Source organism: Telluria sp. B2, from assembly GCF_051789535.1.
Taxonomy (GTDB): domain Bacteria; phylum Pseudomonadota; class Gammaproteobacteria; order Burkholderiales; family Burkholderiaceae_D; genus Telluria.
This window is the reverse complement of record NZ_CP196525.1, coordinates 1030272-1052618: the sequence shown is the minus strand read 5'-3', so window position 1 is coordinate 1052618 and position 22347 is coordinate 1030272. Positions and strand designations below refer to the sequence as shown.

Below are 22347 nucleotides of genomic sequence, written 5' to 3'. Positions count from 1 at the left end.
CCGCAGCTAGCGCGCTCCCGCGTTATCGGCAATCGACTGCGCTACACCCTCCTCGACATCGGTCAGAAAGCGCGCCCCCGCCCCCGACAGCGCCAGGCTCGGCGCCGCCAGCTCGAGCAGGCAGGCCAGCATCGGACGGAACCAGCCGGTGTCGCTGCCGAGCTCCGGATGGGCGTGGATGTCGGATAAATAGATCACGGCGCGCGTCACCATGTTGGGATCGCGCCCGACCAGTTCCACGTATTCGGCATGCTGGGTGGCTTCCTGCGCCAGCCGGTGGGTGACGGTCTCGAGAATGTCCCGGGATACGCCCTGGTGCCGGGCCAGCAGGATGCGCGCCAGGGCGGCGCAGGCCTCGTCGAGTTCTTGGGTAAGCAGGTGCATGGTTTCTTTCGCTGAGTTGGGTAGTGACGCCCGGTACTGTTCTGCCGCATCCCGGCCATTGTTCGATAATCGTAAGCGATATCCACGACCGGCGAACAGCGATGGAATTCCAATTTCTCGGCACCTCGGCGGGCACACCGACCCGCGCCCGCAACGTCACCGGCCTGGCGCTGCGCGCGCCCGGCGCCAGGGCATGGTACCTGGTCGACTGCGGCGAAGCGACCCAGCACCGCATCCTGCGTACCGGCTACTCCCTGATGACGCTCGGCGCGATCTTCGTCACCCACATCCATGGCGACCACTGCTACGGCCTGCCGGGCCTGCTCGCCAGCGCCGGCCTGGCGGGCCGCACGGCGCCGCTGCTGATCGTGGGGCCGCCTTCGGTGCGGCGTTTCGTGAATGCGGTGCGCGAAACCAGCGAGCTGGCCCTGCCCTATCCGCTGGAATTCGTCGACGTCGAGGAAGCGATGGACCTCGACCAGTTGCCCGACCTGCGGGTACGCACCACCGCGCTGTCGCACCGCGTGCCGACCTTCGCCTACAGCTTCACCGAAAAGCAGCTCGAGCGCCGGCTCGACGTCGACAAGCTGCGCAGCGACGGCATCGCCTCTGGTCCAGGCTGGGGCCGCCTGCAGGCGGGCGAAGACATCGAACTGCCCGATGGCAGACCGGTGCGCAGCGCCGACTATCTCCTGCGGCCGCGCAAGGCGCGCAAGCTCATCGTCGCCGGCGACAACGACACCCCCGCCCTGCTGGCGGCAGAGGCCCTGGACGCTGACGTGCTGGTCCACGAAGCCACCTACACCCAGGCGATCCTGGAAAAAGTCGGACCCGGACCGCAGCACAGCTCGGCCAGGATGGTCGCCGCCTTCGCCCGCGAAGTGAGGCTGCCGAACCTGGTGCTGACCCACTTCAGCCCACGCTACCACGAACTGGGCGAGATCGAACGTGAAGCGCGCGCCGAGTACGAGGGTAACTTGTTCCTGGCGCGCGACTTGGAGCGTTATGCGCTGGACCGGCAGGGGGAGCTGGCAGTAGTGCCGGCCTGATGCGTTGATGTGACAGGGAAAATTGGTAGGCCTCCCCGGAGTCGAACCGGGCACCAACGGATTATGAGATCTACCGCCTAAAGGAACACTCTTTAAAATCAAAGACATAAAAATTTCCTACCAGCCGTAAGTCTTTGATTTTAATTGCTTATGCTGCTCGATTGTAGCCTAGATTGTAGCCTAAATTACGCCGTAAAGCAGAGGATAAAAAGTCCTTTACTCTAATGGAGCATGCATTAATCAAATTGACATGAAATGAAAGTTAAGGATTCTTCGTCAAGCGGCTACTCAATTACATTTCGCGGTCGATTTAATTGTCTTTCCGAACAGCGTCAAATGTTATTCTTAGTCAAATAACTATTCCTGATACGTCATTCATGCACTTCGCTCAATACATCCTCCATTACATGCTACCGCGCTTTGAATAATTCATTCAAAATTACTTGGCCGCACGTTTTATCACAAGATTTTCTGCTAGCGTAGACTGTGGATTGCCATACAAAGTAGCAAGTATATCCCAGAAATTATCCGGTGATTTCGCATTTCCAAAAACATCAAAGTGAACGTTAAAACCGAGCGCGTGACCGAACTCGTGATTAACGATCTCTTGGGTAACGTTGCAGTGATTGTTTCCAAGATTTATATACACAGGATTTGTAATGTTGTTTTTAGAATCTGGATTAATCATACTACCTGACCCAGCCACATTGGATACATTGGCGCAATAACTGTTGTAGTCAGTACTACCCGGCGGAACCCACGAATTATTGTAACCGACCTGGATCACATTTCCACCAACAGGGATAACATTAACAGCCTCAAGAGCAAAATAAGCGCCCAGTTTGCTATTATAGGTACTGATAGCGGTATTTACTTTTCTCGCCAAGTCTTGCTCAACAGAATTGCTAGCAGCAGGAATATACACAAAGATGTGCTGATCAGGAGTATTAGGCCATCGCCAAGTACCAGGAGGGCGACCGTTAGAAAGGTGGCCATTGGAGCCTTCCCAATTGCTATTTGTAGCCTTAATAGCAGCAATAATCTGTGCATCGGTCAGAACGTTACCCTGACCGATTGCAGGAGGTGGACTAGTTCCGATACTGCTGTTACCACCATCGCCGCCGCCGCCACATGCACTTAATGCCACGGCAAAAATGCCGCCAACTATTTTATGAGATTTTTTCATTTTTATTCTAAATTGTCGTATATGAACGAATTTCTTCGAGGATAGAATTTGCTAGTGCCTCATCTGGAGTTTCTTGTGTAATCGGAATCGATTGACCTAAGGCATCAAATTCAACGATATAGGACTGACCGCCACTACGGTATAATGTCGTCAACATTGTTCTCCTAACATCTTTAAATGCAAGTTTTTTTCCGCCTCGGAATTCAATACCTTCTTTGCTCATAAAAATAATATGCTCTTTCTTATCTAGCCAGAAAAAACAAAAAAACACCCATACCAAAACCAATATAATAGCAAGTAAGGGATGTTGAGAACTCGCATTTCCATTCATAGGCCCTAATGCAAGCCGCACGCTACCAACAAGAATAACAGGCAACGTAACAATCGCAAGTAAAGCCTGTACTCTAGAGCTCACCCGTCTAGCAAAATATCTTAACTCCAGAGATCCGTCTTTTTTGTGAACCACCTGATATTTTTTCTTAAAACTGCTTTTCATTTCCACTCCCTTAAAACGGCAGATTTCCACATTCACATGTTTCATAAAATTTAGAAACCGTAGCGCCAAAGTGATGCATGGCCATATCAACGAAAATCAGGAAATTTGGAAAACAGAATGTTTCCTAACGCTTCCGCCGTCGCTGCCTCTGCTGTAAGCGGACAGTACGATGACTGTGGCAAAGCGGGAATTGCCACTCTTAAAAAATTATTCACGATCGTCGCTACTGGTGAGATTTGAAATTAGGCTAACACGCCCCTGTCTTGCGAAATCGCTTCTACGATAACGCCCGCCCGAGGCTCCATCCCTCATATCACTTCATGGCCGAACAGTCGAACTAAAAAATCTCGTACGCATACGTCGAGCGTCCGAGCGTAACCCCATTACAAAGGGCCTGCATCGTTTGATGAACAGCGTAGTGCCGATCATAAAGACAACTCGCAGTTTGGCCTATAGAACACGTGTTCTATGCCATCTATCCCATAGCCTGCATCGCAAGGACCAGCCCACGCCGATTGACCAGGCCGAGTTTGCGGTAAACAGCATGCAGTTGATTGCGCACCGTCGCCGGCGATGTACCTAGGGAACGCGCAATTTCCTTATTCTGCATGCCTTGCACAGCCATCTCGGCTACGTGCAGCTCGGCGGTCGTGAGCGCGGCGAATAGAGTTCGCCGGAGGGAGATCTGGAGACAGAGCATATTTGTTTGACGCACCGCCCTCACTTGCACGGCAGATCCCGCGTAGAGAGCGGGATTGCTCGTCGCTAGTATGGTCGTCAACGTTTGTGGCAACACAGGCGGCCTCCAGTCGGGCCACTCGCGCTGCAGCATCTGCACGGCGGCAGGCTCTATGAATTGCAGGCAACCGTGAAAGTCGGACAGCGCGATCGTTGTGCTGGCTGGTTCGGCGAGTGTTGTCGCAAGCGCCAACTGTTGATTAATCTGGCGTGCTTGTAGTACATGCGGAAACAGATTGTCCGCGACAATCGTATGACCCTCGTTATAGCTATGCTTCTGCGTGGCACGCCATAACGCGATCATCGTCGCCTTCGGGGTAGACGTCCGCGGCGAAAGGTAAGTCAGTGAATGGGCCGTATCAAAGCGTTTTGTGTACATTGCGACGTCGGCTTTGAGCTGCAGCTTGCTCACATCGGCGCGTACGCTCCTGCCCCGGTGCGCCCAGGCATCCTGTAGCACGACATCGCGACTTTGCAACCGCCCTTCTGCATCGAGTTTCTCCACACCCATCACCTCCCGTCGCTGGAGAAATCTTTCGATTGGCGCTTTGTACAAATACAGCGCCGAAATCATAAAACCGTGTTCTTCGGAGTACTCCAAGTCACTAATTGCCGCAGAATCGAAGGCAATCACCCGCTTGAGGCTGCTCAGCACATAGTCGTTTAGGTCGGCGGCACTTGCACCTGCGGCGCAATGGTAAATGTCGAGCAGCAGCTTGGAATGTGGATCCATTGTCGTTAGGGAAAGTCGACACGCAATATGCGGAACGTATGGCCTCAGAGGCTGGACTGGGAATTGTCCGTTCTGTCGAATAAGTTTATAGATAGTTATGGTTACATATTAAATCAAATAAGCGGTTTTGTGTTCGATAGACAATGTTTTTCAAAGTTGCGTCAGCTGCTTAGGCGTATAGCAAGTAGCCGACCGCTACTGGACAACTTGACCAGGCATGTAACATGCAGAGCATTTGCTGAAAAAAATCAATCTAAAGAGAATCGAACAAAGAAAGTTCAATAAAAAAAGCCGCTGTGATTTACACAGCGGCTTTTCAATGTATGGTGGGCCTCCCGTGAGTCGAACACGGCACCAACGGATTATGCTTACCAACTATGGCTTTCGCCACCCTTTTCAGGTTTGTGGTCTGGACTGTCTCTTGTCTTTACGACCTGCCCGTACAGTCTCTACACGTCCTCCCTAACGAGAGTTTCGCTCGGGATTGCCACGTTGCCAAGACAACAGAGGTTTCCCCGAATTTGAGCAGTTCTACCATAGGGCAGAGTGAACTTACCCCAAGGCAACCCAATCAATTTTCACCGTCCTCATCCGAGTCTTAGGTGACAATTTGTTAAGTCCGCTGCTCTAACCAAGCATGAGCTAGAGGCCCTGAAACTATCTTTATTGCATCTAAGCGATTTTCAGAAAGAGCAAATTTGTAGCCTATTTGTAGCCTAGGCCTCTTTCGCCATTTCCAGAACCACTTAAGCCTTTGATTTTATTAAAAAAACTCCAACCAACTAACCCGTTATGAGTCCGCTGCTCTAACCAGGCATGAGCTAGAGGCCCAGAAATCGGGACAGTGGCAAGAAAGACATCTCGCCACCCGCTCCATCGGCGCGGTACCGTGAAGCAGAGTGGCGAGAGGATATTGCTTTTACACTAGAGCCGTCAAGCTTTCAATAGGTCGGCAGCCAAACAATCAGCTACTGCCCTCGAGGAAGCTCTTCAACTTGTCGGAGCGCGACGGGTGGCGCAGCTTGCGCAGGGCCTTGGCTTCGATCTGGCGGATGCGCTCGCGGGTCACGTCGAACTGCTTGCCGACCTCTTCCAGCGTGTGATCCGTCGACATCTCGATGCCGAAGCGCATGCGCAGCACCTTAGCTTCGCGCGGGGTCAGCGAGTCCAGCACGTCCTTCACCACGCCGCGCATCGAGGCATGCAGGGCCGCGTCGGACGGGGCCAGCGTGTTGTTGTCCTCGATGAAGTCGCCCAGGTGCGAATCGTCGTCGTCGCCGATCGGGGTTTCCATCGAAATCGGCTCTTTCGCGATCTTCATGATCTTCCGGATTTTGTCTTCCGGCATTTCCATCTTGATCGCAAGCGTTGCCGGATCCGGCTCGGCGCCCGTCTCCTGCAGGATCTGGCGCGAGATGCGGTTCATCTTGTTGATGGTCTCGATCATGTGCACCGGAATACGGATGGTGCGCGCCTGGTCCGCGATCGAGCGGGTGATGGCCTGGCGAATCCACCACGTCGCATAGGTCGAGAACTTGTAGCCGCGGCGGTATTCGAACTTGTCCACCGCCTTCATCAGGCCGATGTTGCCTTCCTGAATGAGGTCGAGGAACTGCAGGCCACGGTTCGTGTACTTCTTGGCGATCGAGATCACGAGACGCAGGTTGGCTTCCGTCATTTCGCGCTTGGCCTTGCGCGCCTTCATTTCACCGGCCGCCATCTGGCGGTTGATGTTGCGCAGGTCCGGCAGCGGCAGCACAACGCGGGCCTGCAGGTCGATCAGGCGTTGCTGCAGCTCCTTGATCGTCGGGATGTTGCGGCCGAGGATGGCGCTGTAGGCGTGGCCGGCGTTGACTTCGCCGTCGACCCAGTCCAGGTTCGTTTCGTTGCCCGGGAAGACCTTGATGAAGTGGGCGCGCGGCATGCCGCAGCGGTTCACCGCGACATCGAGGATCTGCTTTTCGATGTGACGCACTTCGTCGACCTGGCCGCGCAGGGTGTCGCACAGCTTTTCGACGACTTTCGCCGTGAAGCGGATGCCCAGCAGCTCGTTCGAGATGGCTTCCTGCGCCTTGACGTAGGCTTTCGAGTTGTAGCCATCCTTCTCGTAGGCCTTGCGCATCTTGTCGAACTGCTGCTCGATCTGGTGGAACTTGTCGAGGGCGGCAGCCTTCAGCGCTTCGAGCTGTTCGGCGGAGTAGCCGGCGGCGCCAGGGCTGGCGGCGGGCTCTTCTTCCTCTTCCTCTTCTTCGTCCTCGGCTTCTTCTTCCTCGTCATCAATGCTCTCGCCCGAGGATGGACCGACGGCGGTCGGCGAGGTTTCTTCCGGATCTTCCGGGTCGACCATGCCGTCGACGATCTCGTCGATCTTGATCTCGTCGTTCTCGATGCGCTGGGCGGCCGAGATGATTTCGGCGATCGTCACCGGGCAGGCCGAGATCGCCTGGATCATGTCGCGCAGGCCGTCTTCGATGCGCTTGGCAATCTCGATCTCGCCTTCGCGGGTCAGCAGCTCGACCGAGCCCATTTCGCGCATGTACATGCGGACCGGGTCGGTGGTGCGGCCGAAGTCGGAGTCGACGGTCGACAGCGCGGCCTCGGCGGCAGCCTCGGCTTCATCGTCGCTCGTAACGGTAGCAACATTGTCGGACAGCAGCAGCGTTTCGGCATCGGGCGCGTGTTCGTACACGGCGATGCCCATGTCGTTGAAGGTGCCGATGATGCCTTCGATCGCTTCCGGATCAACGATGTTGTCGGGCAGGTGGTCGTTGATTTCCGAGTAGGTCAGGAAGCCGCGTTCCTTGCCCGACTTGATCAGCGCCTTGAGTTTCTGGCGCCGGATCTCGAGCTCTTCTTCGCTCGCTTCGGTGTCGGACGAGAACGCGTCTTTCAGCAAGGCTTTTTCTTTCGCCTTGCGGTCCTTGGCCTTGGCCTTGTCGACGGCCTTCATTTCGGCGCGTTCGACGGCGTTCAGCGCGGCGACCTCGTCGTTCTCGGGCGTGAATTCCTTCGGCTTGCGCCCACGGCGCCCCGGGACCTTCACGGTCGGCAGCACGTAGCCCGACGTATCGATGGCGGCCAGGGCGGCGGCATCGGTGGTCTGGCTGACGACAGGGGCGGCGCTCGTACGAACTTCCGCCTTGTCTTGCGCATTGTCCGCCTTGGCGGACGCTCTGGTGGATTTGGCAGCCACTTTGGGTTCGGGTTTCTTGGTTGGCACAGGCGCTTTCGATGTCACAACGACTAACTTTACGATGGTTAAAGATAAAGTTTTGTTACCTTACATCACCCTGCAGACAGCGTACAACACTGCCTCGCTAACTGAAACTCCACGCCGCTTTTGACACGAAAATCGTTTCAAAGGTTGCAATAGTTAGCGTTTTATTATAGCACGCACCCCTCTTTTTTCCAGAACCAAACCGTGCCATAGAGGCAACAGTCCTCCGCGCTCAGCGCGGCGTCATCGCCGCCTCCGCTTCACGGGCCAAGAGGTCCTGCTGTGCTGTGATTTCGCGATAGCGAGTACTCACCTGATCTGGGGTCAGTCCAGAAGAAAACAACTGGTTCAACTCCTGTTTCAAGGCATCCATCTTGATTTGCCTCACAGCACTAGCCAAAACGATACGTTCAGCCTCAGGGTCAGACTCAGACTCGGATGCGATCTTGGCAATGAGGTTGTCGTAGGCATCGCTTCCCTCTTTCAACTGTTCGGACAGGGCAGCAAAATTGCCGTATTCACCAAGCGCTTGCGCCATCCCGACGAGGTAACGCAAGTTGTCGGCCGACTCCTGCCCAAAGTAGTCGAAAGCTTGCAGCGCCGCTTCATCGAGGGTCAGCGACAGCGCTGGATGCGCAACCAAAATCTGCTCGATCTGCGCTTGCAGCCCGACCGGTTCCGGCCGCCCCTGGCGCGGCGGCGCCTTCTTCGCGACCGATACCGGCTTGGACAACTCAAACAGGCTTTCGATCTCGGCCGGTGTCGATTCGGTCAAACTTGCCAGCATGCGCACGATCTGCAGGCGCAGGCTTGAGGGGGTCATGGCCTGCAGCAGGGGCTTGGCGTCGAACTGGGTCTTGGCGCGGCCTTCCGGCGTGGACAGGTCATGTTCGCCCGTTACTTCGCGGATCAGGAATTGCGACAGCGGCATGGCCTCGGCGATTTCCTGGGCAAAGGCGTCGGCGCCGAATTCGCGCACATAGCTGTCCGGGTCGTGGTCCTGCGGCAGGAACAGGAACTGGATGGTCTTGTTGTCGCTCACCAGCGGCAAACACGCATCCAGGGCGCGCCGGGCGGCGCGGCGGCCGGCCTTGTCGCCGTCGAAACTGAAGATGACGTTGTCGGTCTGGCGCAGCAGCTTTTGCACGTGGGTGGGCGTGCAGGCGGTGCCGAGGGTGGCCACGGCCTGCGGGAAGCCAAGCTGGGCCAGCGCGACGACGTCCATGTAGCCTTCCGTCACCAGCACATAGCCGGCGTCGCGGATCGCCTGGCGCGCCTCGAACAGGCCGTAGAGCTCCAGGCCCTTCTGGAACAGCGGCGTTTCCGGCGAGTTCAGGTATTTCGGTTCGCCACCGTCGAGCACGCGCCCGCCGAAGCCGATCACCTGCCCTTTCGTGTTACGGATCGGGAACATGATGCGCTCGCGGAAGCGGTCATAACGCTTCTTGTTGCCGCCGTCCTCGTCGACCTTGTCGATCACCAGGCCGGACTCGACCAGGGCCAGCGCGTCGTAGTCCTTGAACACCGAGCGCAGGTTGTCCCAGCCGGAGGGTGCATAGCCCATGCCGAAGCGGGCAGCGATTTCGCCGGTCAGGCCGCGGTTCTTCAGGTAGGCGATCGCGTTCGGCGCCTGGCGCAATTGCGCCCGGTAATAGTCGCAGGCCTGGGATAGGGCGTCGGTCATCGCCAGCGATTGCGCCTGCTGGGCGGCGCGCTGCTGCGGGGGAATCTTGTCGTCGGCGTCGGGCACGATCATGCCGACGTTCTGGGCCAGGTCCTTCACGGCATCGACGAAGCCCATGCCCGAGTATTCGATCAGGAAACCGATGGCGGTGCCGTGGGCGCCGCAGCCGAAGCAGTGGTAGAACTGTTTGGTGGGGCTGACGGTGAAGCTGGGGGACTTTTCGCTATGGAAAGGACACAGGCCCATGTAATTGGCCCCGCCCTTTTTCAGCTGCACATAGCGCCCAACCACATCGACGATGTCGACACGGTTGAGCAGATCGGTAATGAATGATTGCGGAATCACTTGGCTTACACAGTGTTTGTCTCAGGTCAGACTATACCGCAGGGCTCGCTACAAAATTGATTTGGAACAAGCAAGGACTGCATCGAGCCCTTTTGTGGTACATCAGGCGCCCGACAGCGCTTTCTTGACGAGGTTCGATACGACCGTCATGTCGGCGCGGCCAGCCAGCTTCGGCTTGACGATGCCCATGACCTTGCCCATGTCCTGCGGACCCGCGGCGCCCGATGCGGCGACCGCAGCGGCGACCTCGGCGGCGATTTCCTCGTCCGACAGGCCGGCCGGCATGTAGGCGACCAGCACTTCGAGCTCGGCTTTTTCGATCTCGGCCAGGTCGGGACGGTTGCCGGCTTCGAACTGGGTGATCGAGTCCTTGCGCTGCTTGATCATCTTTTCGACGATGGCGATGGTCTGCTGGTCGTTGACTTCGATCTGCTCGTCGACTTCCTTGCGCTTGATTTCGGCCAGCAGCAGGCGAATGGTGGCCAGCTTGCCGGCTTCCTTGGCGCGCATAGCCGCTTTCATGTCGTTGGAGATTTGTTCTTTCAGGCTCATGGCATCCTCGAGGATAGATGGGTGCAAACAACAAAACCCGCCGCGGTCACGACCAGGGCGGGTTCAAGAGACTTCTAGCAGCTACCGGTAACGGGCAGAGGCCCGCGATCACCGGATTGTGGCCGGCTGGACAGTCTTAGTACAGTTTTTTCGGCAGTTGCTGGCTGCGGATGCGCTTGTAGTGGCGCTTCACGGCAGCGGCCAGCTTGCGCTTGCGCTCTGCAGTTGGCTTTTCGTAGAACTCGCGAGCGCGCAGTTCAGTCAGCAGACCGGTTTTTTCGATAGTGCGCTTGAAGCGACGCATAGCGACTTCGAACGGCTCGTTTTCTTTAAGGCGGATAGTGGTCATGTAAAAATCAAACCGTTGGATTTAGGGAAGAACGAAATTCTAGCAGCTTTTGACAAGCAGTGGAAGAGTTTACTGGGATGTGCTCTATTTGCTACAAAGCTTGCCATTGCTTACGTTAGTGGGGCTGTTGCCTGCTCTGCTATTGGTGCGACCAGTCCGCGTGGGCACGGAGTGCCCACCCTACGGGAAACGCTGCGGGCCGCTGGCGCGGAACAATCCGAAACGCCGCGGGCCGCCACACGGGCAGCGAAACGATGCCGCCTGTTTAAACACTCTGGCCGGCGACGAAGCCGGAGGCCCAGGCCCACTGGAAGTTGTAGCCGCCGAGCCAGCCGGTGACGTCGACGGTTTCGCCGATGAAATACAGGCCCGGCACTTTATTTGCCATCATGGTTTGCTGGGACAGCTCGCGGGTGTCCACACCGCCCAAGGTCACCTCGGCCTTGCGGTAGCCTTCCGAGCCGGTGGGCACGATGGCCCAGCGGTTGATGGCGTCGCCCAGCTTGCGCAACTTGGCGTCCGGCATGTCGGCCAGGCGGGTGTCGGGAGCGAAACCGTTGGCGAGCAGCAGGCCTTCGGCCAGGCGCGCCGGCAGCCATTGCGCCAGCACGTTGCCGAGCTGCTTCTTGACCGTCGTCTTCGCGCCGATCAGTTCCTCGGCCACGTCCATTTCCGGGAGCAAATCGAGCACGATGGGCGTGCCGGGTTGCCAGTAGCTGGAAATCTGCAGGATCGCCGGGCCCGACAGGCCGCGGTGGGTGAACAGCAGGTCTTCACGGAAATAGCCCTTTTTGGCGCCTTTGCCTTTGCCGGAACCGGTTGTGACGTCGACTTCCAGTGCGATGCCGGCCAGCGGCGCGAACGGCGCCCAGCTCGGGCCGTCGAAGGTCAGCGGCACCAGGCCGGGGCGCGGTTCGATCACGTTCAGGCCGAACTGGCTGGCAATGCGGTAACCGAGGTCGGTCGCGCCAATCTTCGGGATCGACAGGCCGCCGGTGGCGACGACCACGCTGGCGGCGGCGATGTCGCCGTGGTCGGTGGCGATGACGAAACCCTCTTCCCGTTTATCGATCGATTCGACCTTGCACGGCATGCGCCAGCTGACCTCGCCCTTCAGGCATTCGGATTTCAGCATGTCGATGATCTGCTCGGCCGAGTCGTCGCAGAACAGCTGGCCGCGGTGCTTCTCGTGGTGGCCGATGCGGTAGCGCTTGACCAGCGCGAGGAAATCCTGTGCCGTATAACGGGACAGCGCGCTCTTGCAGAAGTGCGGGTTCTCGGACAGGTAGTTCTGGTGGGTGGCGTTGATGTTAGTGAAGTTGCAGCGCCCGCCGCCGGAAATACGGATCTTCTCCGCCAGCTTGCCGGCGTGGTCGATCAGCACCACGCGCTTGCCGCGCTGGCCGGCCACGGCCGCGCACATCATCCCGGCCGCGCCCGCGCCGATTACCGCCACATCGAATTGTTTTGCCATGCCTGCCGCCCTGCCCTCGCAGGTTCCCCGTGAATCGCCAAACCGGCCATTGTAAACGTTCGCGCCGCCAGCGCACAGTCCGGCCGCGAAAACGAGGAGGACGATGTCACACCTCGTCGCCGTCTTGCACGTAGAGGTCGCGACCGTTGAGCACGGTGCAGGCAGGTCGGGGCGCGAAGGCGGTTCAGCGGCGCAAGCCGCGCGCCACGCGCACGCACTCGGCCACCTGGACCAGGATCGGACGCGGTGCCGGTACCTCGCCGCGCAGCGCAGCCGCGATCCAGGCGGCGGTGGCCGCCGCGTCGCGGGCGCCGGGCACCTCGGCCAGGTCGTCGGTGGGCGCGTCGCGCTCGACCAGCACCGTGCGCGTTCCGGCGTGAAACCAGTCGATCCGCTGGGCGCGGTGCGGATTGGCCACCGTCTCGCCCTCGGTGCCGCGCATCAGGAAAGCATCGCCGCGGCCGGCCGGTGCCGCCGTACTGAAGTATTCGCCCAGCGTTTCGAGGTATTCCGGGTGGGTGTAGGAAACCAGGCGCAGGGCGGCGCCTTCGAAGGGCTGGAGGATCTTCACCAGAGTGTGGGTGGAGTTGCGCACGCCGAGGATGCGGCGTAGCGAAAGCTGGTGCGCCAAGCCTGGGGCCAGGGTCTCGATCGGCATGAAGGCGGGGCGGCGCGCCGCGAAGGCGTCCTGCAGGTCGGCGCTCGACCCCGCTTCGGCCAGGCCCATTTCAAGCAGGATCTCGGCAGTGGTGACGCGTCCCGGATCGCTGCGCACGCCATGCACCAGCGTCGGCACGCCCTCGCGCGCCAGCAGCAGGGCAAGCAGGGGCGTCAGGTTGGCAAGCTTGCGCGCGCCGTTGTAGCTCGGAATGAGTACGGGCGCGAACTCGCCCGCCGGCGTGGGCAGCGGCGCGAACGAGGCTTCCGCGGCATCCATGAAGCCGGCCAGCTCCTCGACGGACTCGCCCTTGATACGCATGGCCAGCAGGATGCCGCCCAGTTCGAGGTCGGACACGCGGCCTTCGAGCATGGCGGCATACAGCAAGGCCGCGTCTTCGCGCGTCATGCTGCGCGCGCCTTTGACGCCGCGGCCAATCTCCTTGATGAAGCGCGCGGCGGGGAATGATTCGTGATCGGTATGCATAGGCATTAGCTTACACCGTTGCGCCGCCGTGCCGCTCGCCGTCCCGCTCCGGCTTGCCGCTTTTGCCCTGTCTGCTGCAAATATGCATTTTTGGCGCTACACTCGTTAATCCGACTCTGCCCCACGGACGCACCATGCTCATTACACCAGATATCGAAAATACCAACGTTACCTCGTTCGGGCGCATGCCGACCCCGACCGAGCTGCACGCCAAGCTGCCGCTGACCGAGCGCGCCTTCACCACCGTCATGCAGGGCCGCGCCGCCCTGCGCGACATCCTGGACCGCAAGGACAAGCGCCTGTTCGTGGTCGTCGGTCCCTGCTCGATCCACGATCCGGAAGCGGGCCTGGACTATGCGCGGCGCCTGAAGAAGCTGCAGGAAGAAGTGGCGGAGACGATGCTGCTGGTGATGCGGGTGTATTTCGAGAAGCCGCGCACCACCACCGGCTGGAAGGGCTACATCAACGATCCGTTCATGGACGACTCGTTCCAGGTCGACGTCGGCATGGAGCGCGCGCGCCGCTTCCTGCTCGACGTGTGCGAGCTGGGCCTGCCCACCGCGACCGAGGCGCTGGACCCGATTTCGCCCCAGTACCTGGGCGATTTGATCGCCTGGACCGCGATTGGCGCCAGGACCACCGAATCGCAGACGCACCGCGAGATGTCCTCGGGCCTGTCGACCCCGGTCGGTTTCAAGAACGGCACCGACGGGGATGTGGGCATCGCGATCAACGCGGTGCTGTCCTCGGCTAACCCACACGCTTTCCTGGGTATCAACGACAAGGGCACGGTATCGATCGTGCGCACCCGCGGCAACGCCTATGGCCACGTGGTACTGCGCGGCGGCGGCGACCGCCCGAACTACGACTCGGTATCGGTGACGATCGCCGAGCAGGCATTGAAGAAGGCCGGACTGCCGGCCAACCTGGTGGTCGACTGCTCGCACGCGAACAGCTACAAGAAGCCGGAGCTGCAGCCGCTGGTGATGTCGGACGTGATCCAGCAGATCCGGCACGGCAACCGCTCGCTGATCGGCGTGATGATCGAATCAAACATCGTCGCCGGCAACCAGCCGATCCCGGCAGACCTGACCCAGCTCAAGTATGGCTGCTCGGTGACCGACGGCTGCATCGGCTGGGAAGATACGGTGGCGATGCTGCAGAGTGCGCACAAGGAGCTGCTGCAGCGGCCGTGAGGTTTTCCTAGGGTGGGCATTCGTGGTGCTGGCATTTAGCCAGCCCCACTGCCCACCCTACCGCCCCCGCATACAACACCGCCGCCGGTATTCCCTCATCGGCCACAGCAGCGCCCGCCCGGGTGCTTTACAATGTCGAATTCCGCTTTCCCCTTCCGCTTGTTCCCATGATTGTTCTCGGCGTCGAATCCTCCTGCGATGAAACCGGCCTGGCTCTGTACGATACCGAGCGCGGGCTGCTGTCCCATGCCCTGCATTCGCAGGTCGCCATGCACGAGGAGTATGGCGGCGTGGTGCCGGAACTGGCTTCGCGCGACCATATCCGCCGCGCCCTGCCGCTGCTGGAGCAGACGATCGCGAAGGCCGGTATCGCCAAGGCCGACATCGACGCCATCGCCTACACCCAGGGACCGGGCCTGGCCGGCGCGCTGCTGGTCGGCTCCTCGGTCGCCTGCAGCCTGGGCCTGGCGCTGGACAAGCCGGTGCTCGGCGTGCACCACCTCGAGGGCCACCTGCTCTCGCCGCTGCTGGCGAGCGAGCGTCCCGAGTTCCCCTTCATCGCCCTGCTGGTCTCGGGCGGCCACACCCAGTTGATGCGGGTGGACGGCGTCGGCCGCTATACGCTGCTCGGCGAGACCCTGGACGACGCCGCCGGCGAAGCCTTCGACAAGTCGGCCAAGCTGCTGGGTCTCGGTTATCCGGGCGGCCCGGCAATCTCGCGCCTGGCGGAGTTCGGCGACCCGGCCGCCTACACCCTGCCGCGCCCGATGCTGCATTCGAAGGATTTCAACTTCAGCTTCTCGGGCCTCAAAACGGCGGTGCTGACGGTCGTAAAGAACCACGACGAAAAGGTCATCGCCAACATCTGCGAACAGGACAAGGCGAACATCGCGCGCGGTTTTGTGGACGCGATCGTCGACGTGCTGACCGCGAAGTGCGTGAACGCGCTGCGCCACACCGGCCTGAAGCGCCTGGTGATCGCCGGCGGCGTCGGCGCCAACAAGCAGCTGCGCGCCTCGCTGAACGCGGCGGCGGCCAAGCGCAAGTTCCGCGTCTACTACCCGGAGCTGGAATTCTGCACCGACAACGGCGCCATGATCGCCTTTGCCGGCGCCATGCGCCTGGAGCGCAATCCTGCGCTGGCGACGCACGACTACGCCTTCAATGTGCGGCCGCGCTGGCCTCTGGACGAGCTGGAAGCGGCCTGATCAGCGCGCCTGACAACGCTCCCATGGCTGGGTTGTCAGGCGCTCAGTGCTGGCTGATCCTAATGAACTTGCAACGCTGACATCGATCCTACCGTGTGACCGCAGCATGCCAAAGAGTGGCAATATCTGGCGGTTCAGTTTTCGGAGGTCCTACATGCGCGTTGTAAGTTGGAACATTCATTGGGGCTGTGGAAGGGACGGGCGCATCCGTATCCACGCAATCATCGACGTGCTGCGCAGGCTCAATCCCGACGTGATCTGCCTGCAGGAAGTGGCTGCGAACCACCCCGAACTCGAAGGCAGCGCCAGCGCCAACCAGTTCAAGCAGCTGGCGGGCGCCTTCGGCGGCTACCACCCGGTCGAGTACGCCCCCAGCGAAATCTACCGCAGCAATGTTCCCCGCCTGTTCGGCAACCTGATCCTCTCGAAATTCCGCATCACCCAGGCCCACCGCCACCTGCTGCCCTGGCCGGCCGACCCGGCGCATTCCCAGGGCATGCCGCGCGGGGCGATCGAAGTCGTGCTCGACACGCCACGCTCGAAGCTGCGCCTGGTGACCACCCACCTCGAATACTATTCGCAGTTGCAAAGGAGCGCCCAGGTGCGCCGCCTGCGCGAGCTGCATGCCCAGGCCTGTGCACGGGCCCGCACTTTCCAGCCCAATCCCGAGATGGACGCGCCCTACCAGCTGGGGCTGCTGCCGGACTCGGCGATCTATTGCGGCGACTTCAACCTGCAGCCAAACGCACCGGAATATGCGGAGCTGCTTGCGCCCCCGGCCCAGGGCGAGCTGGCGCTGGCCGACGCCTGGCGCGTGCGCCATCCCGACCATGCACGCGCGCCGACGGCCGGGCTGCATGGCTTTGCCTGGCCCGAGAAGCCCGATTGCTACGATTATTTCTTCGTGACCGAAGACCTGGTGCCGCGCATTGCGGAGGTCGAGGTGCAGTCGGAGACCTCGGCGTCGGATCACCAGCCGATCGTGCTGGATCTGGTGTGAGGTTCGCGGCGGATCTGTTGAACCGCTAGCAGTCTGCCGGCGTTTCGACCAAGTGTGACGTTAGCGCAGCGCGGGCGTTCGCGTGGGCACGGGGTGCCCACCCTACGGTATCTGCTGACTCAAAGAACGGTTACCGTGGTCCATCGCACGCGACGGCGACCGTAGTGGGCACGGGGTGCCCACCCTACAGTCGCCGATACGGGTGAAAACGCGTACAACTGTTCTTTGCGTTAGCGGAAACCGTAGGGTGGGCACTCCGTGCCCACGCGGAACGCCGCGTCGAGTTTGCGGGTCGACTGCCGCGGAATCGGCGCAGAGACGCCGCCTCCAGGGCTCACCCCAGCTGCGCCTCGCCCTGCGCCGCGATCTCGCGCAGCGCGCGCTCGAACACTTCCGGCGGCTGGCCGCCCGAGATCAGGTGACGCTGGTTGATGACGATGGCCGGTACCGAGCGGATGCCCGCGCGCTGGAAGAAGAATTCGGCTTCGCGCACTTCGTCGGCGAATTCGCCCGACTCCAGCACGCGCTGCGCTTCGGTGGTGTCGAGGCCGACCTGCCCCGCCACGCGCACCAGCAGCTCGCGCGAGCTCGGGTCTTCGCAGTGGGTGAAATAGGCTTCGAACAGCGCCAGCTTGAGCGCGTGCTGGCGGCCCTGGGACTCGGCCCAGTGCAGCAGGCGGTGCGCGTCGAAGGTGTTGTAGATGCGGCCGCGGCGCGCCATGTCGAAGGTGAAACCGACCGCTTCGCCGCGCTGGCGGATGGTTTCGCGCGACTGGACCTGCTGCTCGAGCGTGGCGCCGTATTTCTCGGTGATGTGCTCGACGATGTCCTGTCCTTCCGGCCCCATGTCCTGGTTCAGCTCGAAAGGCTGGAAATGCAGGTCGACGGTGACCTCGGGCGCGACGCGCTCGATCGCCTGTTCCAGCGACTTGAGGCCGATCGCGCACCACGGGCACGACACGTCCGACACGAAATCAATCCTCAATTGCTTGCTCACGCTACACTGCCTTCCTGAAATGAATACCGGCGCAGAATGCGCCGGCTTTCACCCTATATGGGCCTGCTTGCGGAAGAATCAAGTAGAGCACCTGATAAAGCCCTCATGGCAGCGTTGCATCGTCTCGCCGTACGCTTGTACTGTCTTCGACGACGCGCCTCGCCCTGAGGGCTTTCTCAGGCGCTCAAGGTTTTACTTCTTCTTCGCCCCCGCCGCCTTGCTGCCGATACGCGACTCCTTGCCGGCGATCAGGTTGCCGATGTTCTTGGCGTGGCGGAAGATCAGCAGCGCGCTCATCGCGGCCACGGCGAACAGGATCTCGTTCACGCCGAACAGCAGGCCATAGTAGAAAGGCGCGAAGACCGAGGCGATCAGCGCCGCCAGCGAGGAGTAGCGGAAGGCATAGGCCACCACCAGCCAGGTGACCAGGGTTGCCAGGCCCAGCCAGACGTTCAGGCCGAGCAGCACGCCGAGCGCCGTGGCGACGCCCTTGCCGCCCACGAAGCGGAAGAACACCGGCCACAGGTGGCCGAGGAAGACCGCGATCGCCACCAGCGCCACGCCGCCGCGCTCGATGCCGTAGGCCTCGCCGAACTGCACCGCCAGCCAGACGGCCAGCCAGCCCTTGGCGGCGTCGCCGATCAGGGTGGCGATCGCCGCCTTCTTGCTGCCGCTGCGCAGCACATTGGTGGCGCCCGGGTTCTTCGACCCGTAGGTGCGGGGGTCGGACAGGCCGAACAGGCGGCTCATCACGACGGCAAAGGAAACCGAACCGAGCAAATAGGCGGCAACGACGGCGATCAAGGTATGCATGTTATCTCTCTATTATTTCCCGTGTGGAACGGGCTCGTGAATATACACTAGCCCGCAGCGCGGCGGTAGTCAGTCGGCCAGCGCACACTGGACGGGTTTGGCGCCCAGCACGTCGACCAGCACGCGCGGATCGATGCCGACCAGGTAGCCGCGCCGTCCACCGTTGATGTAGATCTTGCCGAGTTCGAGGATGCTTTCCTCGACATACACCGGCATCGCCTTGCGCGTGCCGAAAGGAGAGGTGCCGCCCACCAGGTACCCCGAATGGCGTTGCGCCACTTCGGGCTTGCACGGCTCGACCGACTTGCAACCGATCGCGCGCGCCAGGTTCTTGGTCGACACCTTGCAGTCGCCGTGCATGAGCACGATCAGCGGGCGCGCCGCCTCGTCCTGCATCACCAGGGTCTTGACGACGTCGTGCTCGGGCACGCCCAGCGCGCGCGAGGAAACGGCGGTGCCGCCATGCTCCTCGTAGGCATAGGGATGCTCGGAAAAAGTCACCGCGTGCTTGCGCAGGAACCCGGTCGCGGGCGTCTCTGAAACGTGCTCTTTCTTGGCCATTGCGTGATACGCTAAACACTGGAATAAAGGGGTTTCTATTATGCAGCAAGAAATACGTTTTGCGACCTTCAACGTCTGCAACCTGGCGCCGCCGGGGGTGAAGCTCTACGACAACCTGCTGCCCACGACACCCGAGGAATACGAAGCCAAGCTGAACTGGACTGCGCACCAGATCGACCTGCTCGATGCCGACGTGATCGGCTTCCAGGAAATCTTCTCGCAAGCCACGCTCAAGGAAGTGCTGGCGCGCACCCGGCGCTACCGCGAGGCCTTCCACGCCGGCTTCGACCCCGATCCGGCCGCGATGCGCCTGACCCCGAGCGTGGCGCTGGTCTCGCGCCTGCCGCTGGCCGCCCCGCCCGCTCCCCTTACTGAATTCCCACGCGGCATAGAACTGCCGCCGGGCAGCCGCGACGCGGCCCGCTTCACCCGCGCGCCGCTGCATGCCGTGGTCCAGGTTTCGCCGGACGTGGCAGTCGACGTGGTGGTGGTGCACCTGAAGTCGCGCCGGCCCGACTACCGTACCGGCGACACCGGCGAGGATCCCGCGCTGTACGCGCTGGCCTGCCTGCGCTCGCTGATCCGGCGCGGCACCGAGGCGGCGGCCCTGCGCGTGCTGCTCACCGAGATGGGCCGCGCCAACCGGCGCCCGCGCGTGGTGCTGGGCGACTTCAACGACGTGGCCGACTCGGTCACCACCAGCATCGTGCTCGGCGCAGGCACGCCGATGGGCGACCGGCTGTACGACGCCAGCCAGGTGCAGCGCCGCGTCGACCATGCGCGCCACCTGGGCTTTTCGAGCGTGCACGAGGGCCACTACTCGACCATCGACCACATCCTGGTGTCGGAAGAATTCAATGCGGCGCTACCGAACGCGATCGGCGAGGTGCTGGATGTGCTCTACCTGAACGACCACCTCGACCTGGAACTGCCGGAGGCCTCGGACCATGGCCAGGTGCTGGCGCGCATCCGCCTCTACGACGAAAGCCACGGCCTCATGGACGCGGGGATGTGAGGCGCGGCATGAAGGGCGGCATGTGGGGCGGCATACTGCCCGCCATCACCGCGTAATAACCCTGGTACTCGTCGCAGCCGTGCTGCTGCAGGTAGAGCAGCTGTTCGGCGGTTTCCACCCCTTCTGCGACCACCCGCAACTTGAGGCTGCGCGCCACGGCGATAATGGCCGGGATCATGGCGGCCTGCTCGGGCGTGCGGGTGATTTCGTCGACGAAGCTGCGGTCGATCTTCAGTTTCGATAGCGGCAGCCGGCGCAGCCCGGTCAGGCTGGAAAAGCCGGTGCCGAAGTCGTCGATGGTGAGCTGCACCCCGCGCTTGCGCAGCGCCTCGATGGTCTCGCGCGTGGCCGAGCCGCTGTTCATCACCACCGCCTCGGTGATCTCGAGGTCGAGGCATTCGGGCGCCAGCCCGGAATCGGCCAATGCGTCGTCCACGTAGTGCACCAGGTTATTGTGGATGAACTGCACGTTCGAGAGATTGACCGCCACCACCACCGGGTAACCCTGGTCACGCCACTGGCGCGCCTGGCGGCAGGCTTCGCGCAATACCCACTGGCCGATCGGCACGATCAGGCCGGATTCCTCGGCGGCCGGAATGAACTGCTCGGGCAGGAGCAGGCCGCGCTCGGGGTCGCGCCAGCGGATCAGGGCCTCGACGCCGACCGTGCGCCCGCTGGCGATGTCGATCTCGGGCAGGTATTCGAGAGCGAACTCGTCGTTGGCGAGGGCCCGGCGCAGGCGGTTTTCCACCTGCACGCGCTCGTGCACATGGGCATTCATGGCCGGGCTGAAGAAGCAGAACTCGTTGCGCCCGTTCTGCTTGGCGTGGTACATCGCCACGTCGGCATGGCGCAGCAGGGTTTTCGCATCCTGGCCATCGCTGGGACAGATGGCGATGCCGATCGAGACCGACAGGCTGATTTCGCGCCCGCCCGCCTGCACCGGACGCGCCACCGACTGCATGACGGTGGCGGCGACGTGCGCGGCCTGGTCGACGCCGCCGATGTCGGTCAGCAGCACCACGAATTCGTCGCCGCCGAGCCGGCTCACGGTGTCGACCCCGCGCACGCAGCGCGTCAGGCGTCCCGCCACCTCCTGCAGCACGGCGTCGCCGGCTTCGTGGCCGTTGGTGTCGTTGATGTTCTTGAAGTGGTCGAGGTCGAGGAACATCAGGGCGAACTCGGCATGCTGGCGGCGGTTGGTCGCCAGCGCCTGGGCCAGCCGGTCCATGAACAGCACCCGGTTCGGCAGGTTGGTCAGCGGATCGTGGTGGGCCAGGTGCCGGGTCTCCTCTTCCAGGCGCTTGCGGTCGGTGATGTCCGACAGCAGCGCCATGTAACTGGTAACCATGCCCTGCGCATCGCGGATCGCCGACAGCGAAGCGCGGATGGGGAAGGTGGCGTTGTCGCTGCGCACGCTCCAGAGTTCGCCTTCCCAGTGGTCGTGCGTGTCCATGTGGCGGCGGATGCGGTCGTAGAAAGCCTGGTCCTGCACGCCCAGGCGCAGGCTGGGCAGGCTGGCGCCGATGACTTCGTGCGGATGAAAGCCCGTCAGGGTGGTATAGCCGCGGTTGACCGCCAGCACGCGGTACTCGTGGTCCATCACCAGGATGGCGTCGCGCGCATTGTCGAACACCAGCGCGGCCTGCTGCAGCGTGGTTTCGATCTCCTTGCGCGCGGTGATGTCCATTTCCATGCAAAACACCTGCTGGGTCCCGCCCTCCCCCATCACCGGAAAATGGCTGGAATGCAGCCACATGCGGCGCCCGTCATGGCGTTCCACATGCCATTCGCGCGCGGGCGGGGCCTGCAGGGTGGACCAGATCGCGGCAATGGCGCGGTCGAATTCCTCCTGCTGTTCGAGGTGCGACACCAGGCTGGAAAAAGGCTGGCCGACCGCCTGCTGCGCCGGTATGCCGAACAGCTCGGCGCAGGCGCGGTTCCAGAAACGCACGATGCCGTCGCGATCCTGGCTGTGCACGGCCACCGCGGGCGTGAGCTCGATGGCCGCCACGAAGCGGTACAGTGCATCGAGCGCTTCCCGGCCCGGCCCATCGGGCAAGGCCAGTGGCGACGGTGCGGGCGAGTCCTCTTTCACAAGGAACCTTTCTATAGGTAAACGCGGCGGACATGCCACCTGCATCGAGCCATTCTTGTCCATACCCTGCCGGGAACGTTTGCGGGCACGCAAATCCCCGGTTGGCCT

Annotated in this window: 19 protein-coding genes; 5 read left to right on the top strand and 14 right to left on the bottom strand. The window is 61.4% G+C overall.

Going from position 1 to position 22347, the window contains the following annotated elements; genetic code table 11:
- Positions 1 to 6 precede the first annotated feature (6 nt).
- Positions 7 to 384: a hypothetical protein gene (locus ACSUZJ_RS04785; RefSeq protein WP_499413789.1), complete on the bottom strand. Its 378-nt coding sequence runs from the start codon at positions 382 to 384 to the stop codon at positions 7 to 9.
- 101 nt (positions 385 to 485) lie between these two features.
- On the opposite strand from ACSUZJ_RS04785, the gene ACSUZJ_RS04780 reads away from it, so the two are divergent.
- Positions 486 to 1433, top strand: coding sequence for an MBL fold metallo-hydrolase (locus ACSUZJ_RS04780; protein WP_499413787.1), 948 nt, complete (start codon positions 486 to 488; stop codon positions 1431 to 1433).
- A gap of 439 nt (positions 1434 to 1872) precedes the next feature.
- On the opposite strand, the gene ACSUZJ_RS04775 is transcribed toward ACSUZJ_RS04780, so the two are convergent.
- The 9 genes from ACSUZJ_RS04775 to ybiB all read right to left on the bottom strand — a co-directional run bounded on the left by ACSUZJ_RS04775 (position 1873) and on the right by ybiB (position 13351).
- Complete coding sequence (locus ACSUZJ_RS04775) at positions 1873 to 2619, bottom strand: hypothetical protein (RefSeq protein ID WP_499413785.1); 747 nt, start codon at positions 2617 to 2619, stop codon at positions 1873 to 1875.
- A gap of 7 nt (positions 2620 to 2626) precedes the next feature.
- A complete protein-coding gene (locus ACSUZJ_RS04770; protein ID WP_499413783.1) occupies positions 2627 to 3115 on the bottom strand; it encodes a hypothetical protein in 489 nt (162 codons plus the stop codon).
- Between the two features lie 475 nt (positions 3116 to 3590).
- On the bottom strand, positions 3591 to 4586 hold the full coding sequence (locus ACSUZJ_RS04765; protein WP_499413781.1) for a helix-turn-helix domain-containing protein: 996 nt from the start codon (positions 4584 to 4586) through the stop codon (positions 3591 to 3593).
- 964 nt (positions 4587 to 5550) lie between these two features.
- Complete coding sequence (gene rpoD, locus ACSUZJ_RS04760) at positions 5551 to 7779, bottom strand: RNA polymerase sigma factor RpoD (RefSeq protein WP_499413779.1); 2229 nt, start codon at positions 7777 to 7779, stop codon at positions 5551 to 5553.
- Positions 7780 to 8035: 256 nt separating this feature from the next.
- Entirely contained in the window at positions 8036 to 9832 is a 1797-nt protein-coding gene (gene dnaG / locus ACSUZJ_RS04755; protein ID WP_499413777.1) for a DNA primase, read from the bottom strand.
- A 102-nt stretch (positions 9833 to 9934) separates the two neighbouring features.
- A complete protein-coding gene (locus ACSUZJ_RS04750; RefSeq protein ID WP_499413775.1) occupies positions 9935 to 10384 on the bottom strand; it encodes a GatB/YqeY domain-containing protein in 450 nt (149 codons plus the stop codon).
- Positions 10385 to 10520: 136 nt separating this feature from the next.
- The gene (gene rpsU, locus ACSUZJ_RS04745; RefSeq protein WP_005665410.1) at positions 10521 to 10733 is read right to left on the bottom strand and encodes a 30S ribosomal protein S21; all 213 of its coding nucleotides are present in this window, start codon (positions 10731 to 10733) and stop codon (positions 10521 to 10523) included.
- A gap of 265 nt (positions 10734 to 10998) precedes the next feature.
- A complete protein-coding gene (locus ACSUZJ_RS04740) occupies positions 10999 to 12207 on the bottom strand; it encodes a BaiN/RdsA family NAD(P)/FAD-dependent oxidoreductase (protein WP_499413772.1) in 1209 nt (402 codons plus the stop codon).
- Between the two features lie 184 nt (positions 12208 to 12391).
- The gene (gene ybiB / locus ACSUZJ_RS04735; RefSeq protein ID WP_499413770.1) at positions 12392 to 13351 is read right to left on the bottom strand and encodes a DNA-binding protein YbiB; all 960 of its coding nucleotides are present in this window, start codon (positions 13349 to 13351) and stop codon (positions 12392 to 12394) included.
- 134 nt (positions 13352 to 13485) lie between these two features.
- Here ybiB and ACSUZJ_RS04730 point away from each other — a divergent pair, with 134 nt between their 5' ends.
- The 3 genes from ACSUZJ_RS04730 to ACSUZJ_RS04720 all read left to right on the top strand — a co-directional run bounded on the left by ACSUZJ_RS04730 (position 13486) and on the right by ACSUZJ_RS04720 (position 16755).
- Complete coding sequence (locus tag ACSUZJ_RS04730) at positions 13486 to 14547, top strand: 3-deoxy-7-phosphoheptulonate synthase (protein WP_499413768.1); 1062 nt, start codon at positions 13486 to 13488, stop codon at positions 14545 to 14547.
- A gap of 167 nt (positions 14548 to 14714) precedes the next feature.
- Positions 14715 to 15755 (top strand): tRNA (adenosine(37)-N6)-threonylcarbamoyltransferase complex transferase subunit TsaD, encoded by a 1041-nt coding sequence (tsaD, locus tag ACSUZJ_RS04725; RefSeq protein ID WP_499413766.1) that lies wholly within the window; start codon positions 14715 to 14717, stop codon positions 15753 to 15755.
- 154 nt (positions 15756 to 15909) lie between these two features.
- The gene (locus tag ACSUZJ_RS04720; protein ID WP_499413764.1) at positions 15910 to 16755 is read left to right on the top strand and encodes an endonuclease/exonuclease/phosphatase family protein; all 846 of its coding nucleotides are present in this window, start codon (positions 15910 to 15912) and stop codon (positions 16753 to 16755) included.
- A 334-nt stretch (positions 16756 to 17089) separates the two neighbouring features.
- Here the strand turns inward: ACSUZJ_RS04720 and ACSUZJ_RS04715 are convergent, their stop codons facing one another.
- From ACSUZJ_RS04715 to ACSUZJ_RS04705, 3 genes are all read right to left on the bottom strand, one after another.
- Positions 17090 to 17752, bottom strand: coding sequence for a DsbA family oxidoreductase (locus ACSUZJ_RS04715; protein WP_499413762.1), 663 nt, complete (start codon positions 17750 to 17752; stop codon positions 17090 to 17092).
- 192 nt (positions 17753 to 17944) lie between these two features.
- Entirely contained in the window at positions 17945 to 18565 is a 621-nt protein-coding gene (plsY, locus tag ACSUZJ_RS04710) for a glycerol-3-phosphate 1-O-acyltransferase PlsY (RefSeq protein WP_499413760.1), read from the bottom strand.
- A 69-nt stretch (positions 18566 to 18634) separates the two neighbouring features.
- On the bottom strand, positions 18635 to 19126 hold the full coding sequence (locus ACSUZJ_RS04705; RefSeq protein WP_499413758.1) for an aminoacyl-tRNA deacylase: 492 nt from the start codon (positions 19124 to 19126) through the stop codon (positions 18635 to 18637).
- Positions 19127 to 19166: 40 nt separating this feature from the next.
- Between ACSUZJ_RS04705 and ACSUZJ_RS04700 the strand changes: the two genes are divergently transcribed.
- Complete coding sequence (locus ACSUZJ_RS04700) at positions 19167 to 20141, top strand: endonuclease/exonuclease/phosphatase family protein (protein ID WP_499413756.1); 975 nt, start codon at positions 19167 to 19169, stop codon at positions 20139 to 20141.
- Here the strand turns inward: ACSUZJ_RS04700 and ACSUZJ_RS04695 are convergent.
- Positions 20122 to 22239, bottom strand: a complete 2118-nt coding sequence (locus tag ACSUZJ_RS04695; protein ID WP_499413754.1) for a putative bifunctional diguanylate cyclase/phosphodiesterase — start codon at positions 22237 to 22239, stop codon at positions 20122 to 20124. The genes ACSUZJ_RS04700 and ACSUZJ_RS04695 overlap by 20 nt on opposite strands.
- Positions 22240 to 22347 lie beyond the last annotated feature (108 nt).